The following is a 17,294-nucleotide window of genomic DNA, read 5'->3' as shown; positions in this document are numbered from 1 at the left end:
GTGCGTACGGCGCCAACGACCTGACAGATCCCGGCCGTTCCTTCGGTCTCGGCTGCTCCCCGGGCGTCACATCGTTCACCTCGGGCCGTCCTCCTTCAGCACCGTCAGTACCGCCAGCAGGTCGCCCTCGCAGCGCAGCGCCGCCGTCCGCAGGGCCGCGATCCGGGTGCGCTGTTCGTCCGTAGGCAGTGCGCGCAGCGCGTTCCAGGCCGGACCGGCGAGCTTGCCCGCGTCGGCGCGCAGTTCGCCCGTGCCGGGCAGTGGCTTGAGTTCGCCGGTGAACCAGGCGGCGGCCACCGTGCGCGCGGCCAGTTCTCGTACGGCCTTGGTCCTGTCGTACCGGCGCTCCTCCTCCTCGGTCGGATACGACCTGAGCGGCACGACACAGGGCGCCGTACCGGCCCCGGCCAGCAGACCGCGCAGCACCTCGTCCTTCGTGGCGCCGCTCAGCGCCTGTGCCTCGAAGTCCACGGGGATGAAACCGGCGGGCTGCGGCGGCGCCTGCGGCTGCCACGGACCGAGCGGCCACGCGGGGACCGTCTCGCGCACCGCCGACGGCGGATCCGGCAGCCCGGCCCCGGTGAGCAGCCGCAGCGCCTCCTCGCCGGGACCCGCGAGCACGGCCAGTTCCCGTTCGTGCACCCGCGTCACACAGACCGGGCCGTCGCACACCAGCGCCGTCGCCGCCTTGTCGATGACGTAATTACGGTCCTGATGCGCGGGCAGCAGCGGCACCGCGACCGCCGCGCCCAGCACCACGGGCAGCAGCGCCAGCAGCCGTGCGCGCGCCTTCCCGGCCACCAGCAGCAGGAAACCCGTGGCGGCGAGACCGAGCAGCCACACCGTCTGTCCGGCGTTGACACGCCACGCGACGTTCAGAAACGTGCTGTGCACCTCGGCCAGCGACGGCGACAGCAGCACGATCCGGTTCGGGAACATGCCCGGCGTGACCGCGTCATGGACGAGCACCACGGCCATCAGCGTCGCCAGCGTGAGCGCCGGCGGCGTCAGCGCGGACGGTACGGTCCTGGCGACACCCATCCCCAGCCAGGCCGCGGCGACCAGCGCCAGCGCACCGACCACCACGATGGGCAGCCAGCGCAGATGCGCGTAGCCCTCATTGCCGATCACCTGGACTCCTCCGTAGAGGAAGACCAGCAGATAGGCGGTGGCGAGAATGAGCGCCAGCGCGCCCGCGGTCCTGGCCGAGCGCTGCCGGACGGGACGAGGCGTGGTGCCGAGGAGTTCGGTCATCCCGGAACGGTGGTCCCGCAGCCCTTGTACGGCGCCGGCAGCCACGGCCAGCGGCAACAGGAACACCATCAGATACCGCTCCCACCAGGCGGCGGACGTCCACTGCGCGGTCCAGGACTCGGCGCCCTCCGCCCATGGGCCGCCGCCGAAGAGCTGGAGAAGGGCGACCGAACCGAGCAGGAGGAGCGCGCCGAGCCACAGACCGGTGGAGCGGCGGAGCTCGATCCGCAGAATCCGGCCTCTGCGCGGGCGGCCCGGGCCCGGGGCCGGGGCCTTGAGGTTTGCGGCGGCTGCCGTCGGCGTCGGCGTGGGCTGTGACGGCTGTGGCGAGTTCACCAGGCACCTCTTCCCGGCTCGGAGCGCATGAGCAGCGCCGCGTAACCACGTTCGATCGGACTGTCGCCCGGATCCTCGGGCCCGCCCGCGTCCGCGAGTTGGTCCGGCGTGCCGCTGAACACCGTCCGCCCGTCGGCGATGAGCAGTACATCCGTACAGGCCGCCGCCACGTCCTCGACAAGGTGCGTGGAGACGACGACACAACTGTCCGTACCGAGCTGGTGGAGCAGTTCGCGGAAGCGCAGCCGCTGCGCCGGGTCGAGTCCGACCGTAGGCTCGTCCAGCAGCAGGATCCGCGGATCGTTGACGATCGCCTGCGCGATACCGGCGCGCCGCACCATGCCGCCGGACAGCGTCTTCATCCGCTGGTCGGCGCGGTCCGCGAGCCCGACGCGCTCGACGGCGCGCTGTACGGCACCGGGGATCTCCGCGGCCGGAACCTCCTTGAGCCAGGCCATGTACTCGATGAACTCGCGGACGGTGAAGCGCCGGTAGTAGCCGAACTCCTGCGGCAGATAACCGATCCGCCGGCGCAGCTCGTGGCGGCCGGCCTGCGCGCCGGCGGGCGCGCCGAGCAGTTCGAGGGAGCCATCGGCCGGCCGCAGGACGGTGGCGAGGGCGCGGATGAGAGTGGTCTTTCCGGCGCCGTTGGGCCCGAGCAGCCCGTGCACTCCGGTTCCGAGGGCCAGATCCAGACCGTCGACCGCCATCTTGCGGCCTCCGGCCCGTACCTTGAGCCCTTCGGCGTGGATCTCCCAGGCGTATGCGGTGGGCGCCACTTCGGCAGCGGTCACGCCGCGTGTCATGTCGTCACTTCCTCGGTCATGGGTGAGGACCTTTCGGTGGGTGGGCAGTTGGTGGTGTCGTGTCGTGTCGGCGAGGGAAACGGAAGTGCTGACGGTGCGTCAGCGGAGCGGGCCGAGCAGGGCGTACGAGCCTCTGCGGGCGATCACGACCGCCAGGCCGAGCGCGAGGACGGCGGCCCACACGGGAAGGGCGTCCGTCCGGAAGGCGAAGGGCGTACGGTCCACGGCCACGGTCGGCGTCACGATCACCGCCGCCCACACCAGCACCAGTCCGGCCGCCGCCCTGGTCACGCCGATCAGCCCGCCGAGCGCCAGCGTGCCGGTGGTGAAGGCCAGACAGGGCAGCAGCCACTGGGCGACGGTGGTACCGGTGATCCAGCCGGCGACCGTCAGCAGGGAGATCACCACGACCAGTACGGAGGTGGTGCGCCGGAGCACCAGCGGGAGCCCGGCGCGCGGTGTGCCCGCGGTGAGTTCGTACGCCGGATCGAGGGCGCGCGCCCAGGAGGCGGCGACGCCCAGGACGGGCAGTACGGGAGCCAGGAGGAGGACGAAGTCGATTCCCGAGCCGCTGACCCGGTCGAAGAGGACGGCGAGCAGCGTGACGAGGACGGTCGTGCACATCCACGGCATCATCACCGGAGAGGCCCAGGCCAGCAGAGGTACGGCCCAGCGGCGGCGCCCGGGCATGGGAGCGGTGGTGGGCAGCAGCGGCGCCAGCTCGGACCAGACACCGCCGACGAGCGCGGTCACCGCGGGCGCGGCGCTCTCCACGGCGGCGGCGAGCCGGGCCCGGCAGAGCGCGCAGGATTCGAGATGGGCTTCGAGCGCCCAGACCTCGTCGCCCGGGATGGAGGTGTCGCCGCGTGCGTAGCGGCTGATGAGCGGCTCGGAGGCGTGGTGCGCGGGCGCCGGGCCCGTATCCGTACCCCTGCGCTCATAGTTGTCGCTCATGACAGTGCCTCCCGCATGGCTCGCCGGGCCCGACGGGCGCGGGTCTTGACGGTGCCTTCCGGCAGGCCGAGCAGTACGGCGGTCTCCCGTACGGTGAGTCCGTCGAGCACCATGGCCCGCAGTACGTCGCCCAGTTCGGGCGCGAGCCGCCGCAGCGCGTCGCCGACCTCACCGTCGACGGTCGCCGCCAGCACCTCGTCCTCGGCGGCGGGCGCGGTGGTACGTACGCCCCCGCCCGCCACCGCCTCGGGCAGCCGCGCGTGGTGCGCCCGCCGCCGGAACGCGTCGACCAGGCGCCGCGCGGCGATCGTCCACAGCCAGCCGACGGCCGTACCGCCGACCGCCGCGCCCGCGAACGCGCCTGCGGCCCGCCACACCGCGAGGTATGTCTCCTGCATGACCTCGGCGACGATCTGCTCGTCCGCACACCGCCGCCGCAGCCGTACGGCCAGCCAGGGCGCGGTGCGCCGGTACAACTCCTCGAACGCGGCGCGGTCGCCCTTGGCGACGAGCCGGACGAGTCCTTCCTCGTCCAGCTCGGCGAGCGCGAGTGTTCTCCTGCGTGATCCCACACCGGCTAGACGCCCGGGACGGCGGCCAGGTTTTCGTGGGGGTGTGGGCTGCGTCACATGGGCGGTGGTACGGGCCTACGGCAGGCGGGCACGGGCTTACGCGCCGTGCCCGGCATCCGGTGCGGGGGCGGGCTCGGGCTCGGGCGGTACGGGAGTCTCGTCCAGCTTGAACACGAGCTCAGGCAGCCGCGCCCGCGCCACCGCCAGGTTGTGCGTCACCCGCTCTTGCCCCCGCACGTCGCCAATCGCACGGAACTCTTCGAGCGCCTCTTCGTAGGCAACGAGGGCCTCCACGAACCGGCGCGCCTGCGTAAGCGCCCCGCCCAGGTTGTTCAGCGTCCGCGCCGTACCCCCCCAGTTCCCCGCCGCGCGGAACCTGTAGAGCGCCCACTCGTACGTGGCCACCGCCTCCTCCACCTGCCCCGACGCCATCAGCGCACCGCCCAGATTGGACAGCGCCGGGCCCAGCCGGGGATGGTCGGGCGGGAGGTCGGCGGCGGCCTGCCGACCCAGGTCGATGGCTTCCGTCAGATCGCCGGCGTACTGCGACCGTTCGTACCGGATGCGCAGCGCGCTGCTCAGACTCGCCAGCGCGGCGGCCCGCTGCGGCAGTTCGGGCGGCAGCCGTACGACGGCCTCGCGTCCCCACGCGATCGCCTCGTCCAGATCGTCCCATTCACCGGTGAACTCGGCGCGGGTGTGCAGCGCGCTGATCAGATTGGGGATGGTGGCGCTGAGCGCGGGATGGCTCCCGTACGGTTCCCGGCTCGCGAGTGCCTCGCGCAGGCAGGCGATGGCGGAGTCCAGGTCCGTGCGGGCGGAGGTGAGTTGGAAGCGGGCCATCCGGATCAGGCCGAGGTTGGAGAGGATGGTGGTACGGAGAGGCCCGTCCGGGGTCGCGGAGAGGACGTGCTCCAGGGGCGCGATGGCGCTGTCCGTCTCGGCAAGGCTGGAGTAGGTGCCCTGCGGGGATTCGAGGATTGCCACGGCCCTCTCCGCCGTCTCCGCGTCGATGGCACGGTTGGCGTGGACGCCCTGGGTGTCGTGGACTCCATGGATGTCGTGGTCACTGTTCATAGCCAAGGCCCATCTGCAAGCGCGCGCTGATCCAGTACATCGCCAGACCTTCGTCGAAGAACTCGATCGTCTCCGTTCCGCTCTGCACCCGGATCACCACACGCGCCTCACCGGACGGCTGAGTGCCTCGGGGCGGTGGTACGGGCGCGACGGCGGGGGCGGGGGCGGGAGCGGGCGTCGCTGGCGGCGGATGGACATGCACATCGCCGTTGATCTCGCCGGCCTGGATGCTGTGCCCGACGATTCGGGCGTGCCCGTCAATGGCATTGGAATGCTTGGGAGTCCGGGCCGCGGACGCGGCGGCGGGGGCGGCGGTTGGGGCCGGGGCCGCTGGGGCCGCTCCGGACGCGGCGGCCGACGGGGGAGCAGGAGCCGCCCCGGGCTCGGGTACGGGATGTCCCGCATCCCGTCCATTCCCTTGCGCGGCGCCGTCCACCTGTCCGCTTCCCCCATGCAGATGCTGCCGGTCGGTTACGACCAACAGGCTAGTACCACGACCGTAGTTGACGCGGACGCCCACGCCGCCCTCCGCGCCCGCGCGCCGCGACACCGGCCCGGAAAAGCGTTTGACGCCCGTCGGCGTGCGGCGATCGGATGGCGCGCCATGACCACAGGGCAGATGCATCCCGGACTCCACGCCATCGACGACGACCTCGTACGGCGGCTGATCGCCGGGCAGTTCCCGCGGTGGGCGGGGCTGGCGGTGGAGCGGGTTCCGTCCGGCGGGACGGTCAACGCCATGTACCGGCTGGGCGACGGCATGGTCGTACGGCTGCCGCTGGTGGAGGGCGGAGCCAAGGACGTATCGCTGGAGCAGCAGTGGCTGCCTCGCCTCGCGCGCCAACTGCCCATGCCCATCCCCGAAGTACTCGGAGCCGGTCAGCCTGCCGAGGGCTATCCGTGGCCGTGGTCGGTGTACGGCTGGCTGGCGGGCGAGAACCCAGAGGCGGGCGCGCTGCGCGAACCCGCGCTGCTGGCAAAGGACTTGGCCGGATTCGTGGCGGCAATGCGGAGCATCACCTTGCCCGAGCCGCCCGAGCCGCCGAAGGCCTACCGCGGCGGACCGCTCGCCTCGCTCGACGCGTCGACCGGGGCGGCGATCGAGCAACTGCGCGCGATCCCCGAGGAGGGCGTCGACTGCGACGCAGTGACCGCCGTATGGGAGGACGCACTACGAGCGCCCGGCTGGGACGGGCCACCGGTATGGCTGCACGCCGATCTGATGCCGGGCAACCTGCTGGTGGACAATGGCGGCAGGCTGACCTCGGTCATCGACTCGGATGTACGGGAGTGGGCGATCCGGCCTGCGATCTGTTCCCGGCCTGGAACCTGCTGCCGCCGGACGCGAGGCAGATCTTCCGCGAGACGCTCGGTGCGGACGACGCGACCTGGACCCGCGGCCGGGCCCGCACACTCTCGCAGGCGCTGATCGCGCTGCCGTACTACCGGACGACGAACCCGGCGATGGCGAGCAACGCACGGCACGTGATCCGGGCGGTGCTGGGAGAGGCCTGACGATTCCTCTGTCATGTCGCTTTCTGTGATGAACGAATTACAGAGTGAAAGGTGGGCGCGTACGCTCCGACTGGGGGCATGGCCCGACAAAACACGTGTCAAGAAGGAGCGTTGAAATGCGGCAAGAGGACCAGCGCGAGACGCGGGAGTACCTGCCCCCGCGCAAGCACTTCGGACGGGAACTGCGCATCGCCCGCGAGGCCGCCGGCCTGACGCAGCAACAACTCGGCGACTGCGTGGTCTGCCACGCCAGCCTGATCGCCCACTTCGAGGCGGGCAGGCGCATGCCGCGTGCGGAGGACGCGAAGCGCATCGACAAGGCGCTCAACACAGGAGGCCGCTTCTACCGGATGCTCAGCATCCTCGAAGAGGCCAAGTACGCCGCGCACTTCAGGGAGGCGGCGGAGGCGGAGCGCCTGGCGACGACGATCTGTGAGCACGCGGTCTCACTGGTCCCGGGGATACTGCAGACGCCGGACTACGCGCGGGCGGTGTACCGGTCGGGGGAGCCCAACCCCAACCCGAAGCGGATGGACGAGTTGGTCAAAGGCCGAACCGCCCGTCGACAGTTGCTGGACAACCCGGAGACTCCCGTTGTGTGGGTCGTCCTCAGCGAGGCGGTCCTGCGAACTGTGGTCGGCGGCCCGGCCGTGATGGCCGAGCAACTCCGCGACCTCGCACGGCTGATGAGGGAAGACAGGATCTTCTTGCAGGTCGTGCCGTTCTCTGCGGGAGCTCACGCGACCATGGGCAGCATGGCCACTCTGATGAGCTTTGACGATGCCCCCGACCTGGCGTACGTCGAGGGCGTATTCACCGGAGCCCTGTTCGACGATCCGAACCTCGTGCGACAGCTCCGTCAGGCATACGATTTGACGAGGGCCGCCGCGCTGCCTCCAGCGGCATCCCTGGCCCTCATCGAATCGGTGGCTGAGGATTACGAAAATGACTGTTAGCCGCATTCCCAAGGCGTCCGTCCTCACCGGCTGGCGCAAGTCCAGCTACAGCGGTCCGGACAACGGCAGTTGCGTCGAGGTGACAGACATCATCCCGGCGTCGCAGCTCGCAGGCTGGCGCAAGTCCAGTTACAGCAATCCGGACGGCGGTAGTTGCGTCGAAGTGGCGGACGGCGTCCCCGGCATCGTCCCCGTACGCGACAGCAAGAACCCGGACGGCCCGGCCCTCACCGTCCCCGCGCCCGCCTGGTCGTCCTTCATCACCGCCCTCACCAAGGACACCCTGAACGCCTGACCGTTCACGCGCCCGACCCTCCCCGAGCCCCGTTGTCTCAATGGACAGCGGGGCTCAACGGTTTGCCGCTGCCTGCCTCGTTCCGAACCCTCGGCAGCGCTATGACAGCCGTCGCGTCATGAGCACCTGCCTGGCCTCCGTGCATGCGCAGTGCAACTCTGCTGTCACAGAGAGGAGTTGCCGCGCCAACCGTCGGACATCCGGGTCTGCGGCATTCCTTCCGTACATCGACAAGAGGAGGAAGCGGATGAATGACTTCACGCCGCCCACGCAGCGGCGACGGCCCTTCGAAGGCCTGTTCATCACCAAGGCGGTTCGTCGTGTCCAGACCCCGGCTGAGAGCCACGAGTACAAGAAGGAGTCCGGTTCGTCGGACGGCGCCATGACATACGACACGACGAAGGTCTGATCTCCCACTGATGAAGCGCTCCGGGGTATGACCACGCGCGCCGTACCCCAGAGCGTCCTTTGGAGGCAACCATGATCAAGCTGCGCCTGACCCCCTACGCCGACGACGTCACCTGGAAATGGGATGGCACTCGGTACATGACGGTGGACCACTCCAGTGAGGCGGCTCCCTTCCCGCATCCGATGGTGGAACAGATGGCCGTCACCGATGGGCAACGGACGCTTCTCACTGTCCGGGAACGCGTCGCCGGATGCTCCACCGCCGATTCCGCACCGCGCAACGTGACCACGGGTGAGTACGACCGAGCCAAGGAACTGGCCGGTCAGTGGCCGACGGACTTCGTCCTGGTGGAGATGGTCCGGGACGAACCAGTCCGCGTCACCGCCGGCCCGTGCAGGACGACTCCGCTCTACCTCGCGCACGACGACACGGGCTTGTACGGCTCCTGGGACATGGCCGACCTGCGGGAGTACGCCGTCGGCCTGAACCCTCGTGAGGTAGCGCGGTTACTGATCTACCGCCCCCGCTACAGCACTGATACCGCGTTCCGTGGTATCCACCGTCTCACCGAACGGGCCACCGCCTATTACGGTGGTCACCTCTTCCTGTGCTACCCGGAGCCGGCTCTCCACAGCGGACCCCGCGAATTGGCGCCCGAGGCGGACGTATTGGCCGCATTCGTCCAGGCCATGGACGACGCCGTGGACCTTCGCCCACTCGAACTCGAAACCACGGCCTTCCACCTCACGGGCGGCTTCGACTCCGGCACCCTGGCAACGCGAGCCGCACAGCGCTTCCCTGCTCGTATCTCCACCTCAGCCCTGTTGATCGGCGGTCCGGGCCGTGCCCAGCAGATCCGGCGGCGCAAGGAAATGCGGACAGCACTGTCCTTCGCCGGCCAGGACCTGCTCATCGACGCGATGGAGGAGGCACCGCTCCATCCTGAATGTGCGCGGGTACGCGGCGACTTGATCAGCCCCTATGAGGAACCGCTCCACCGCCCGTTCACCCGCATGACGAAGGCTCTTGCCGAGCAAGGTGCCCGCACCGTCGTGACAGGGCTGTGCGGTGACGAGATGGTGGCCCTTTCACAAGCGGAGTACCCGCACAAGGCAATGGGCGAGCCGAAAGACGTTGCTTTGCTGCCCTGGATCGGAGAGAGGGCACGGAACGCCCTGGAGTTCACGGACGACGGAATCGCCCCTCCCGCCGTGGTCAATTCCATGAGTCTGCTCTCCTTGGAGACCACGGCCCCCGTGCTCCTACGGGAAGGGATCTGGCCGGTACACCCGTTCGCGGACCCGGGCTTGATCCAGCTCGGCGAGTGGCTGCCGATTGACTGGCGGGAACTCAAGCAACTCCAGCGACGTCAGCTCGGTGCACTCGGACTCAGCGACGACGTGACTCACCCGGCTGAACGCGAGAGCTTCGCCGAGGTCGTGCAACACTCGCTCACCACCCATGCGCGTCCCCTCTTCGCCAGGATGCTGAAAGAGGGCTCGGTTCTCTTCGACGATGAGTTGGTCGCGCCGGACGGCCTCCGGCAAGCGGTCCGGCGCCTCAATGCAGGCACGTACCGTGAGAACGGAGACGCGCAGCTACTCCAGGTCCTTGACCTCCACCTCGCGACCCAAGCGTTTCTGTGACTCGTGAGGGGGTCCTCTCCGCTGTCTCGGCCGGAGATCCGCCCACCGGCCTTTCGCTGTGGGAGGCTGCTTTGCTCGAAGAAAACGCACGGAGGTCTTACCCATGTTCGTCATGCGCCTGGCCACGGTGGCCGACGTTCCCGGAGTCGCCGCCATGATCCGCTCCCGTTCCGCGTGGCTTGAGGAGCGCTCCATGCCAAGCTGGCGTGACAGCGCGGACAACCTCGCGGCCCAGGCGGAGAACTCCCACGGCGGCATGTGGGTGCTGGAAGACGATGAGTTCCACATCGTGGGCTGCACCACTGTGCAGGAGGAAACGCCTCCGTGGGGCTGGACGCCCGAGGAACTCGCCGAGCCGGCTCACTACCTCTTCACCACAGTGACCGACCCGGCGTACCGCGAGCACAAGCCGGGAACGCTCATCGCCCTTTGGGCGGTGGACCGGGCCGCGCGTGAGGGCAAGCGGTGGGTCCGGCGGGGATGCATGTTCCCCGGCCTGGTCAGCTACTACCGGACTCAGGGGTTCACTCTGCTGCATGAGGTGCAGCGCACGCGTAACCGCGTCTACCTGATGGCGCGACGCGCGGAACGGATTGCGGAACTGGCGCAGATGTTCAAGGGCAGCGGCACACAGGCCTTTTGAGCGACCCGCGCGGGTCGCCGTCGTACCGGACAGCGAGGCTCAGCGCTCTGCCCGCAGCGCCGCACCATGGCGCCCGGCCCGGCGCGGGCCGGCGCCTCAGCCCTTGCCGAAGAGTTGCGTGGGGAAGGCGCCCGCGGCCCTCACGATCCGGGTGAAGCCGTCGGCCAGTTCGGTGAGGCGCGCGGTGGCGGCGGGGCCGAGGTGGTCGTACGGGGCGGCGTCGAGGCGGTCGGTGAGCGCCTCGGCCTCACCGCGCAGGGCCGCGCCGGCCTCCGTGAGGTCCCCGGCCTCGTCCAGCAGACCGCGTTCACGCAACCGGTCCCGGGCGGCGGCCCACTGCTCCGCGGATCATCCGCGAGTGTGCTTGAGCACGGCCGACGTCACCGTCTTGCCGGTGGCGTTGTGCAGGACCAGCGCCTCGATCCCGGAGAGGCCGGCCACCGCCAGAGCGGCGAGGTGACCGTCACCTCGGTGCTCGCGCAGGAGTGTCGCGGCGTGCCACAAGGCCAGGTGCGGCTCCTCGGGTACGGGAAGGTCGGCGTTCGCGGCGTACAGAGGCCGCGCCTCGCGGCGGCATGCCTCGGTGGCGCGCAGCGCCAGTTCGGCCGCCTCGGCCATCTCCTTCGACGCGAGGGCCTCCTCGCCGAGCAGCCGCCGCAGTGTCCCGTCCGCGCCGCGCAGCCGCGCGGTGAGCACCGCCTCCGGTGTGGTGACCGTCCATGCCGCGGGGATGTACCGGGCCACATGCTCGTGGTTGAAGTTGTAGAACGTCGCCGTGACCGTGCCCGCACCGACCGTCCCGAGCGGGGCCGCGCGGCCCGCGAGGTAGGCCATGGCTCCTCGCTCCAGCCCGAGCGTCGCGAATTCGTCCGCCGGCTCCGGTGCGAAGTACATGGCTGTGTGCAGGGGATTGACGACGTTGTGGCAGCGGCGGCCGGCGGTCGTATCCATGTTTGTCTCCTGACCTCATCTGAGCTGCTGGATTCGCCCGGGCTGCCGCAGAGAGTCAGTCATTGCGTACGGTGCGTACGGTCAGGCTCTGGGCGGTATGCCTGACGTGCCGCGCGAGCAGGTCGGCGGCGCGTTCGGCATCCCGGCTCAGGGCGGCCTCCTCCAGGGCGGCGTGCTCCTTCATGCCGTCCCGCTCCGGGACGATGGCGCCCGACCAGCGCCGGGCCAGCTCGCTCGCTGTCCACATGCGGTCGAAGCCGTCCAGAAGTACAGGATTGCCGCAGCCCTCAAGCAGCGCGCGGTGGAACTGGCGGTGCGCCTCGGACCACTCGTCCGAGACGAACGTATCGCCCGGTTCCTGAAGCGGCGTGCGGGCGAGGTGGTGGTGCGTGGCTCGGACTCGTACCTCCCAGTCGACACCGCCTCGCTCGATCGACAGCCGAAGCATCACCGGCTCGGTGACGGCACGCGCCTCCGTGATCTGCTGCCAGCGCTCGGCGTTCACCGCCGGGACCGCGAACCCACGGTTCGGCAGCCGGGCCGCCAAGCCCTCGCCCACCAGACGGAGCAGGGCCTCGCGTGCGACGGCGAGGCTGACGTTCTCAGTGTTCGCCAGTTCTTGCGGCTTGAGCGCCTGCTCCGGTGCGAACACGCCGTGCAGGATGGCCGCGCGCAGTGTGGTGTAAAGCCGCTCCGAGGGTGATCCGCGTCCTGTCGTCATAGGATGACGGTAGCAGATAATCGATTATTGATGTAATAATCGATCGCAGATACCAAGGATCCAAGGAGAGGAACACAAGGGAATGAACGGGAACGATCCCTTCGCCGGGCTGCCGGCGGCGCCCGCCTTCACCGTGACCAGCACCGGCGTGCGGGCCGGCGAGGCGTTGCCGGCCACGCAGATGTCCGGCATGTTCGGAGTTCCGGGCGGCGAGGACCGCTCGCCGCAACTGAGCTGGTCCGGCGCGCCCGAGGACACGCAGAGCTACGCGGTGACCGTGTACGACCCGGATGCGCCGACACAGTCCGGCTTCTGGCACTGGGCCGTCGCGAATATCCCGGCCGATGTCACCGATCTCCCCGAGGGAGCCGGGGACGACGCCGGGTCGGGCCTGCCGGCCGGTGCGTTCCAGCTGCCGAACGACGCGCGGCTGGCCCGCTTCATCGGCGCCGCGCCACCGGCCGGCCATGGCCCGCACCGCTATGTCATCACCGTGCACGCCCTGGATACGCCCGACATCGACGTCCCCGCCGACGGCACCCCGGCACTCCTCGGCTTCAACATCGCATCGCACATCCTGGCCCGAGCAACGATCACCGCCACCGCAGAGACCCCAGCCCCCTGACCCCGACACCCCCGGGGACCGAACGAAGCCCACCGCACCCGTCCCCCGGGCGTCTCGGCGACGGAGGCCTTGAGCACTACAATCCGCCCAACGGACAGCGGGGCTCAGCGGTCTGCGCCGCGCGGCTCGGCCGGCATGTCACCAGGGCCAGGGAATGAAACACGCTCCCCCTGAGATAGTGCCCGTACGATACGTCGCCTCCCCACCCAACCCGCTCCACCGCCGCCCGTACCAGTTGGCCCAGTCGTTCCGCGTCCCGCTCGCGGTCGAAGGCGAACCGAGGCGCGAATTCGTCAAGTTGCCGGCCGAGCCATTCCCCCGCCTCCTTGGGCTCCTCCCATGTGCCCCGGATCAGCGCGACGGGTTTGAGAAGCCAGTTGCCCGTTTGTATTGGCGGCAGCTCGGAATGAGCGAAGGCCGGACTCTCCGGCCGCCGTTCGCTCTCCTTGTCGAAGGACGATTTCTCGCCCAGCCAGGAATACCCATGGATGTGCTGCACTGCCTGTCCCCTTCCTCGGGGCAGCGGACAGCCTCGCCCCACGGTGGAGGGCGAGGCTGTCGGCGGTGATGCGGAATCAGGCCGAGAGGTCGAACTCTCCGGCCTTTGCACCCGTCAGGAAGTCGCTCCACTCCTGAACGGTGAACTGCATGACGGCCTCGGTCTTCGTGTCACGTATCGCCACGATGCCGGGCACATTCGTGGCCACCTCAACGCAGCCCTCGGTACACGGACCACCGCAAGCGGCAGCGGTGCGGAACTCGTACTGTGCCACGCTTCCTCCCTCAAATCCTGTTGGCTGGAGTGGGTTCATGGTGCCCGGTGCATTGCCCGGTACAGAGGCCTATTCACGCACTGGACTAAAGATCACGAGCGGCAGACGGTCGCCCAGCCGGACAGCAGCTCTCTGGCTTCCTCTCCGAACAGTGCGCATTCCTCGTATCCCGCGAACTCATCCAAGTAGCTCTGGATATCCTGGTGGTCGCGCAGGACGATGCTTCCCGTCGGCGTCTCAATGGTGACCAGCGACCTGTCGTAAATCGTGAACGTACTGAGCGGGGTGACGGGAGTCGATGTCCCCACCGGGATGATTCCGATATGCACATTCGGCAGATGGGAGAGAGATGAAAGGCGATCTATCTGTTCAGCCAATGCGAGCGGCTCCACGACCGGCCATCTGACGGCCTGCTCGGTGAGAAGGAAATGGAACGTCTTGGACTGGTCATAGAGGACGGCCTGCCGTTCCAGCTTTCCGGCCACTGCCGCTCTGGTGTCCGCGGGAACGTTTGCCAGGCTGGCTCGAACGTATGCCGGGGTCGCGAGCAGCCCGGTAACCATCGAAAGCAGGAAGTAGCGCATATGGGTGGAGGAGGCTTCCAGCGCCTTCAACTCCGCCTGTCGTGTGCCCAGCCCTTTTCTTCGGAGGTCGCGGAGACTGCGCCATTCGGTGTGGGCGATCCTGGCCAGTTCCAGGACCTCCGCGACCAGAGCGGGCGAGGCGTCCGCAGCTCTGAGGATCTGCTCCACATCGACAAGGCTCGGCCGAGTCTTTCCGTTCTCGATCCGGCTCACCTTGGACTGCGACATATTGCAGCGCGCGGCGAGCCGATCCCCGGAGAGACCGGCCCGCTTGCGTAGATCCTTCAGCGTGGCGGCCAAGTCCTGTCGTGTCCGGCCAAGCTGCTCCGGCTCGAATGTCACTCCTTTACATACTCCAGAAACGGTACGGACTCGGCCACGGCGATCCGCTGATACTCGACGAACGGGGCGGGATCACCCTCGTACACCTCGCGACTGATCTGCGTACCGTCCGCCTCGTAATGCATCAGGACGACCGTAGTTCTGTCGAACATCCAGAAGTCCTGAACGTCCGGCAAGGGATTCTCCCGGTCGGTCACATCGAGGATCCGGATCTCGTCGCCGGCGAGCGCGTGAGGCACGTACTGGGTGAACTCGTACTGCAAGTACTCGGAGAACGGGCGAGAAACGATATGGACGCGTCCCTGCTTCCGGCCCTCCTCGCGCAGTTGCTTCAGGCGCGTTGTGGGGGCAGTCTTCCCCGCCGCATTTCCCGGTGCCGGTGCCGGTGCCGGTGCCGGTGAGACGGACGAGCCCCGTACGTTCAGACATGCCAAACCCCCTGGTCTACGGGTCCACGGTCCAGTTGAACCCCGTGCACAAGACCGTACGAGGGCCCGGGCGCGGGCGTCCATGCGGACTCGCGACTATGCGCGTTGTCGCATAAAACGGTGCCTCGGGGACAGGGCGGCGGGAGCTGCGATGATGCGCGGGGGAGAGAACGGGGGCGGCGGGCCCCGAGTTGATGTGCTCATCATTGGGAGGCGGCCAAGTGGTCCGGGATCTCTACAACGTGCGTGAGGTGCCCTCGGCGGGCGGCGGCGGTATCACTCCGTTGACGCCGGAGGAGGAACAGCGAGCCCACGCCGTGCTGTTCAGCGAGATCGGCAACCGCGTCGCCGACAACGGCTGGGCACGGTTTCCCGCGTACAGCCCGGCGGAACGTATCCGCCTCTACAAGGTCGGCCGTGCCCTGAGCGAGTGGTGGGGCCGGCCCGTCAGGGTCGAGCCGGAGGACGAGTGTTCCGTACGCTTCTGGCTGGACGGGTACGAACTGGCGCCCGGCCGGGCCTGATCACTGGTCGGCGAGGGCCGGCGAGGGTCGGCGAGTACGCCGTATCACGGAACGCCTCACCGCCCGCCGGCGACCCGTAGCACCGTGCCCGTGGTGTACGAGGCGTCCGTGGAGAGCAGCCAGGCGACGGCGGCGGCGATCTCGGAGGGTTGGCCCGGGCGGCGGAGCGGGATGTCGGGCGCGGTCCTGGCCGGGCGGTCGGGATCGCCCATCGTGGCGTGCATGTCGGTGTCGGTGATGCCGGGGGCGACGGCGTTGACGCGGATACCGGCCGGGCCGAGTTCCTTGGCCAGGCCGACGGTCAGCGCGTCAGTGGCGGCCTTGGTGGCGGCGTAGTGGACGTACTCGCCGGGGCTGCCCAGCGTGGCCGCCGCGGAGGAGATGTTGACGATGGCGCCGGTGCCGAGGGCGGTCATGTCCCGGGCGGCTCGGCGGCAACACAGCAGATAACCCAGGAGATTGACGTCGAGGACCCGCCGCAGGTCCTCCGTGCGCGCGTCGGCGAAGCGGCCGAGCGGGCCCGTCACGCCGGCGTTGTTGACCAGGCCGGTCACCGGCCCGAGTTCGGCCGCTGCTGTGTCGAACAGCCGCTCCACGTCCGCCTCGTCCGACGTGTCCACCCGTACGACGACACAACGCGCGCCCGCCGCCCGCACGGCGCCCGCGACCTGCTCCGCCGCCGCGCTGTTGCTGACGTACCCGAGGGCCACGTCATGCCCGTCGGCCGCCAGCCGGACACACGTCGCCGCGCCGATTCCCCGACTGCCGCCGGTGACGACGGTGACCGGACGTGACACGCGCTGCCTCCTGCTGCTGCCGTCTGTCCCTGCTGCCTGTGCCTACGGCCTGTCCATTACCGGCCTCGGGACCGCTCCGTCCCCACCTCGCGCTCAGATTATCCGGACGGCGGGCGGCGGACGTCAGACGGCGGATCCGGTTCAGGTGTCCCGTGAGCAGGTCCGAGTGGGAGAGGACGAAGCCGCCGTTGGGCAGCGGGCGTTCGCCGAAGTAGGTGCCCATGACGGTGTCGGGGAGGAAACGGCGCAGCTCGTGGCGCATCCGGGGCGGATGGGCGACGGGCTCGCCCCAGCCGGCCGGGGCCTCGTCCGTTCCGTACAGCACCCAGTGATCCGCGGAGACCTCGCCCTTGAGGTCGGGCGGCTCTCCGGTGTGGCAGTCCAGCGCCGGGAGTATCAGCCGGTCCGGGAACATCGGTTCGTACCACATGAGCAGCGGCTTCGCCTGTGCTGCTTCGGCGTTGTCGAAGCAGCACACGGCGATCGGGTACCCCGGGTAGTGGACGGCGTAGAACTCCAGCAGCAGGGGGTTGAGACGGGGACGCCGGTGGGGCGGGACCTGTGCGAGGGCGGCGGGCAGCAAGGTCGGGTCGGTGGCGAGGAGGACGGTGTAGATGTCGTGGTCGAACACCTCGACCCGTTCGTCGTCGTCCCAGCCCATCAACGCGATGTCGGACCGCGTACCGGCGCCGACGGGCCGTACGGCGTCGACCATACGGCTGAGCACATCCGAACTGCGTCCCACCGAGATGAAGTTCGCCCGGCTCATCCGCCGCGCCGGGAGGTGGAGCAGCATGGCGTTGGGGCCGTCGGCGAGATTCACGGCGGTGTTCTGGTAGCCCAGCACATGGATCAGCCCATGCATGTCATGGCGCAGCCGCCCGGCGTACAGGGTGGTGCCGGAGAACTCGGCCTGATCCATGGATACGCACATGGGCCCACGCTAGTGCGCCGGTGATGGTGCGTCGGTGACGGTCGGTGCCCGCTGCATTGATGCTCCTATTGTTCGTCAAGCGGTTTGGAGCCAGTTGCGGTAGGTGTGGGCGAGGTCGTCGTCTCGGCGGATTCCGCGTTCCAGGGTGGAGA

Annotated in this window: 19 protein-coding genes and 3 pseudogenes; 8 read left to right on the top strand and 14 right to left on the bottom strand. The window is 69.2% G+C overall.

Features of this window, described 5'->3' with window-relative positions; translation table 11 throughout:
• Positions 1-75: 75 nt before the first annotated feature.
• The 6 genes from ACFV6H_RS30615 to ACFV6H_RS30590 all read right to left on the bottom strand — a co-directional run bounded on the left by ACFV6H_RS30615 (position 76) and on the right by ACFV6H_RS30590 (position 5,624).
• A complete protein-coding gene (locus ACFV6H_RS30615; protein ID WP_385548653.1) occupies positions 76-1,590 on the bottom strand; it encodes a hypothetical protein in 1,515 nt (504 codons plus the stop codon).
• Entirely contained in the window at positions 1,587-2,396 is an 810-nt protein-coding gene (locus ACFV6H_RS30610; protein WP_385548650.1) for an ABC transporter ATP-binding protein, read from the bottom strand. The genes ACFV6H_RS30615 and ACFV6H_RS30610 overlap by 4 nt, the downstream gene beginning before the upstream one ends.
• Before the next feature lie 99 nt (positions 2,397-2,495).
• Entirely contained in the window at positions 2,496-3,350 is an 855-nt protein-coding gene (locus ACFV6H_RS30605) for a zf-HC2 domain-containing protein (RefSeq protein ID WP_385548647.1), read from the bottom strand.
• A complete protein-coding gene (locus ACFV6H_RS30600) occupies positions 3,347-3,886 on the bottom strand; it encodes an RNA polymerase sigma factor (RefSeq protein WP_385548979.1) in 540 nt (179 codons plus the stop codon). The genes ACFV6H_RS30605 and ACFV6H_RS30600 overlap by 4 nt, the downstream gene beginning before the upstream one ends.
• 132 nt (positions 3,887-4,018) lie before the next feature.
• Entirely contained in the window at positions 4,019-4,999 is a 981-nt protein-coding gene (locus ACFV6H_RS30595) for a tetratricopeptide repeat protein (RefSeq protein WP_385548644.1), read from the bottom strand.
• Positions 4,989-5,624 (bottom strand): hypothetical protein, encoded by a 636-nt coding sequence (locus ACFV6H_RS30590; protein WP_385548642.1) that lies wholly within the window; start codon positions 5,622-5,624, stop codon positions 4,989-4,991. Before ACFV6H_RS30590 ends, ACFV6H_RS30595 begins: the two co-directional genes overlap by 11 nt.
• Here ACFV6H_RS30590 and ACFV6H_RS30585 point away from each other — a divergent pair.
• From ACFV6H_RS30585 to ACFV6H_RS30560, 6 genes and pseudogenes are all read left to right on the top strand, one after another.
• Positions 5,604-6,514 (top strand): annotated as a pseudogene (locus tag ACFV6H_RS30585) (aminoglycoside phosphotransferase family protein). The gene ACFV6H_RS30590 and the pseudogene ACFV6H_RS30585 sit on opposite strands and share 21 nt — an antisense overlap.
• A gap of 116 nt (positions 6,515-6,630) precedes the next feature.
• Positions 6,631-7,470 carry a Scr1 family TA system antitoxin-like transcriptional regulator gene (locus tag ACFV6H_RS30580; RefSeq protein ID WP_385548639.1) on the top strand — a complete coding sequence of 280 codons (840 nt, stop codon included), beginning with the start codon at positions 6,631-6,633 and terminating at the stop codon, positions 7,468-7,470.
• On the top strand, positions 7,460-7,765 hold the full coding sequence (locus ACFV6H_RS30575) for a DUF397 domain-containing protein (protein ID WP_385548636.1): 306 nt from the start codon (positions 7,460-7,462) through the stop codon (positions 7,763-7,765). Before ACFV6H_RS30580 ends, ACFV6H_RS30575 begins: the two co-directional genes overlap by 11 nt.
• 247 nt (positions 7,766-8,012) lie before the next feature.
• Entirely contained in the window at positions 8,013-8,174 is a 162-nt protein-coding gene (locus ACFV6H_RS30570) for a hypothetical protein (RefSeq protein ID WP_384982048.1), read from the top strand.
• Positions 8,175-8,245: 71 nt separating this feature from the next.
• The gene (locus ACFV6H_RS30565) at positions 8,246-9,820 is read left to right on the top strand and encodes an asparagine synthase-related protein (RefSeq protein ID WP_385548633.1); all 1,575 of its coding nucleotides are present in this window, start codon (positions 8,246-8,248) and stop codon (positions 9,818-9,820) included.
• 112 nt (positions 9,821-9,932) lie between these two features.
• Complete coding sequence (locus tag ACFV6H_RS30560) at positions 9,933-10,463, top strand: GNAT family N-acetyltransferase (protein WP_385548630.1); 531 nt, start codon at positions 9,933-9,935, stop codon at positions 10,461-10,463.
• A gap of 96 nt (positions 10,464-10,559) precedes the next feature.
• On the opposite strand, the pseudogene ACFV6H_RS30555 reads toward ACFV6H_RS30560, so the two are convergent.
• Positions 10,560-11,414: pseudogene (locus tag ACFV6H_RS30555) on the bottom strand (hypothetical protein).
• 55 nt (positions 11,415-11,469) lie between these two features.
• The gene (locus tag ACFV6H_RS30550; RefSeq protein ID WP_385548627.1) at positions 11,470-12,135 is read right to left on the bottom strand and encodes a GntR family transcriptional regulator; all 666 of its coding nucleotides are present in this window, start codon (positions 12,133-12,135) and stop codon (positions 11,470-11,472) included.
• An 82-nt stretch (positions 12,136-12,217) separates the two neighbouring features.
• Between ACFV6H_RS30550 and ACFV6H_RS30545 the strand changes: the two genes are divergently transcribed.
• Entirely contained in the window at positions 12,218-12,760 is a 543-nt protein-coding gene (locus ACFV6H_RS30545; RefSeq protein ID WP_385548624.1) for a YbhB/YbcL family Raf kinase inhibitor-like protein, read from the top strand.
• Between the two features lie 76 nt (positions 12,761-12,836).
• Here ACFV6H_RS30545 and ACFV6H_RS30540 read toward each other — a convergent pair whose 3' ends face one another.
• The 4 genes and pseudogenes from ACFV6H_RS30540 to ACFV6H_RS30525 form a co-directional block, all read right to left on the bottom strand.
• Positions 12,837-13,259: a hypothetical protein gene (locus ACFV6H_RS30540; protein WP_385548621.1), complete on the bottom strand. Its 423-nt coding sequence runs from the start codon at positions 13,257-13,259 to the stop codon at positions 12,837-12,839.
• 76 nt (positions 13,260-13,335) lie between these two features.
• Positions 13,336-13,572, bottom strand: coding sequence for a DUF397 domain-containing protein (locus ACFV6H_RS30535; RefSeq protein WP_385548618.1), 237 nt, complete (start codon positions 13,570-13,572; stop codon positions 13,336-13,338).
• A 53-nt stretch (positions 13,573-13,625) separates the two neighbouring features.
• Complete coding sequence (locus ACFV6H_RS30530) at positions 13,626-14,459, bottom strand: helix-turn-helix domain-containing protein (protein ID WP_385548615.1); 834 nt, start codon at positions 14,457-14,459, stop codon at positions 13,626-13,628.
• Positions 14,456-14,803: pseudogene (locus ACFV6H_RS30525) on the bottom strand (DUF6879 family protein); the annotation flags it as partial. The pseudogene ACFV6H_RS30525 and the gene ACFV6H_RS30530, both read right to left, overlap by 4 nt.
• A gap of 305 nt (positions 14,804-15,108) precedes the next feature.
• Between ACFV6H_RS30525 and ACFV6H_RS30520 the strand changes: the two are divergent.
• A complete protein-coding gene (locus tag ACFV6H_RS30520) occupies positions 15,109-15,411 on the top strand; it encodes a hypothetical protein (RefSeq protein ID WP_385548612.1) in 303 nt (100 codons plus the stop codon).
• A gap of 56 nt (positions 15,412-15,467) precedes the next feature.
• Here the strand turns inward: ACFV6H_RS30520 and ACFV6H_RS30515 are convergent, their stop codons facing one another.
• Positions 15,468-16,208 carry an SDR family NAD(P)-dependent oxidoreductase gene (locus ACFV6H_RS30515; RefSeq protein ID WP_384982073.1) on the bottom strand — a complete coding sequence of 247 codons (741 nt, stop codon included), beginning with the start codon at positions 16,206-16,208 and terminating at the stop codon, positions 15,468-15,470.
• Positions 16,123-17,142: a hypothetical protein gene (locus ACFV6H_RS30510; RefSeq protein ID WP_385548608.1), complete on the bottom strand. Its 1,020-nt coding sequence runs from the start codon at positions 17,140-17,142 to the stop codon at positions 16,123-16,125. The genes ACFV6H_RS30515 and ACFV6H_RS30510 overlap by 86 nt, the downstream gene beginning before the upstream one ends.
• Between the last annotated feature and the right edge of the window lie 152 nt (positions 17,143-17,294).

Origin of the sequence: Streptomyces sp. NPDC059743 (genome assembly GCF_042732975.1) — a bacterium.
Lineage (GTDB): Bacteria > Actinomycetota > Actinomycetes > Streptomycetales > Streptomycetaceae > Streptomyces.
Note: the sequence above shows the minus strand (reverse complement) of the source record. Positions and strands in the feature narration are given on the sequence as shown.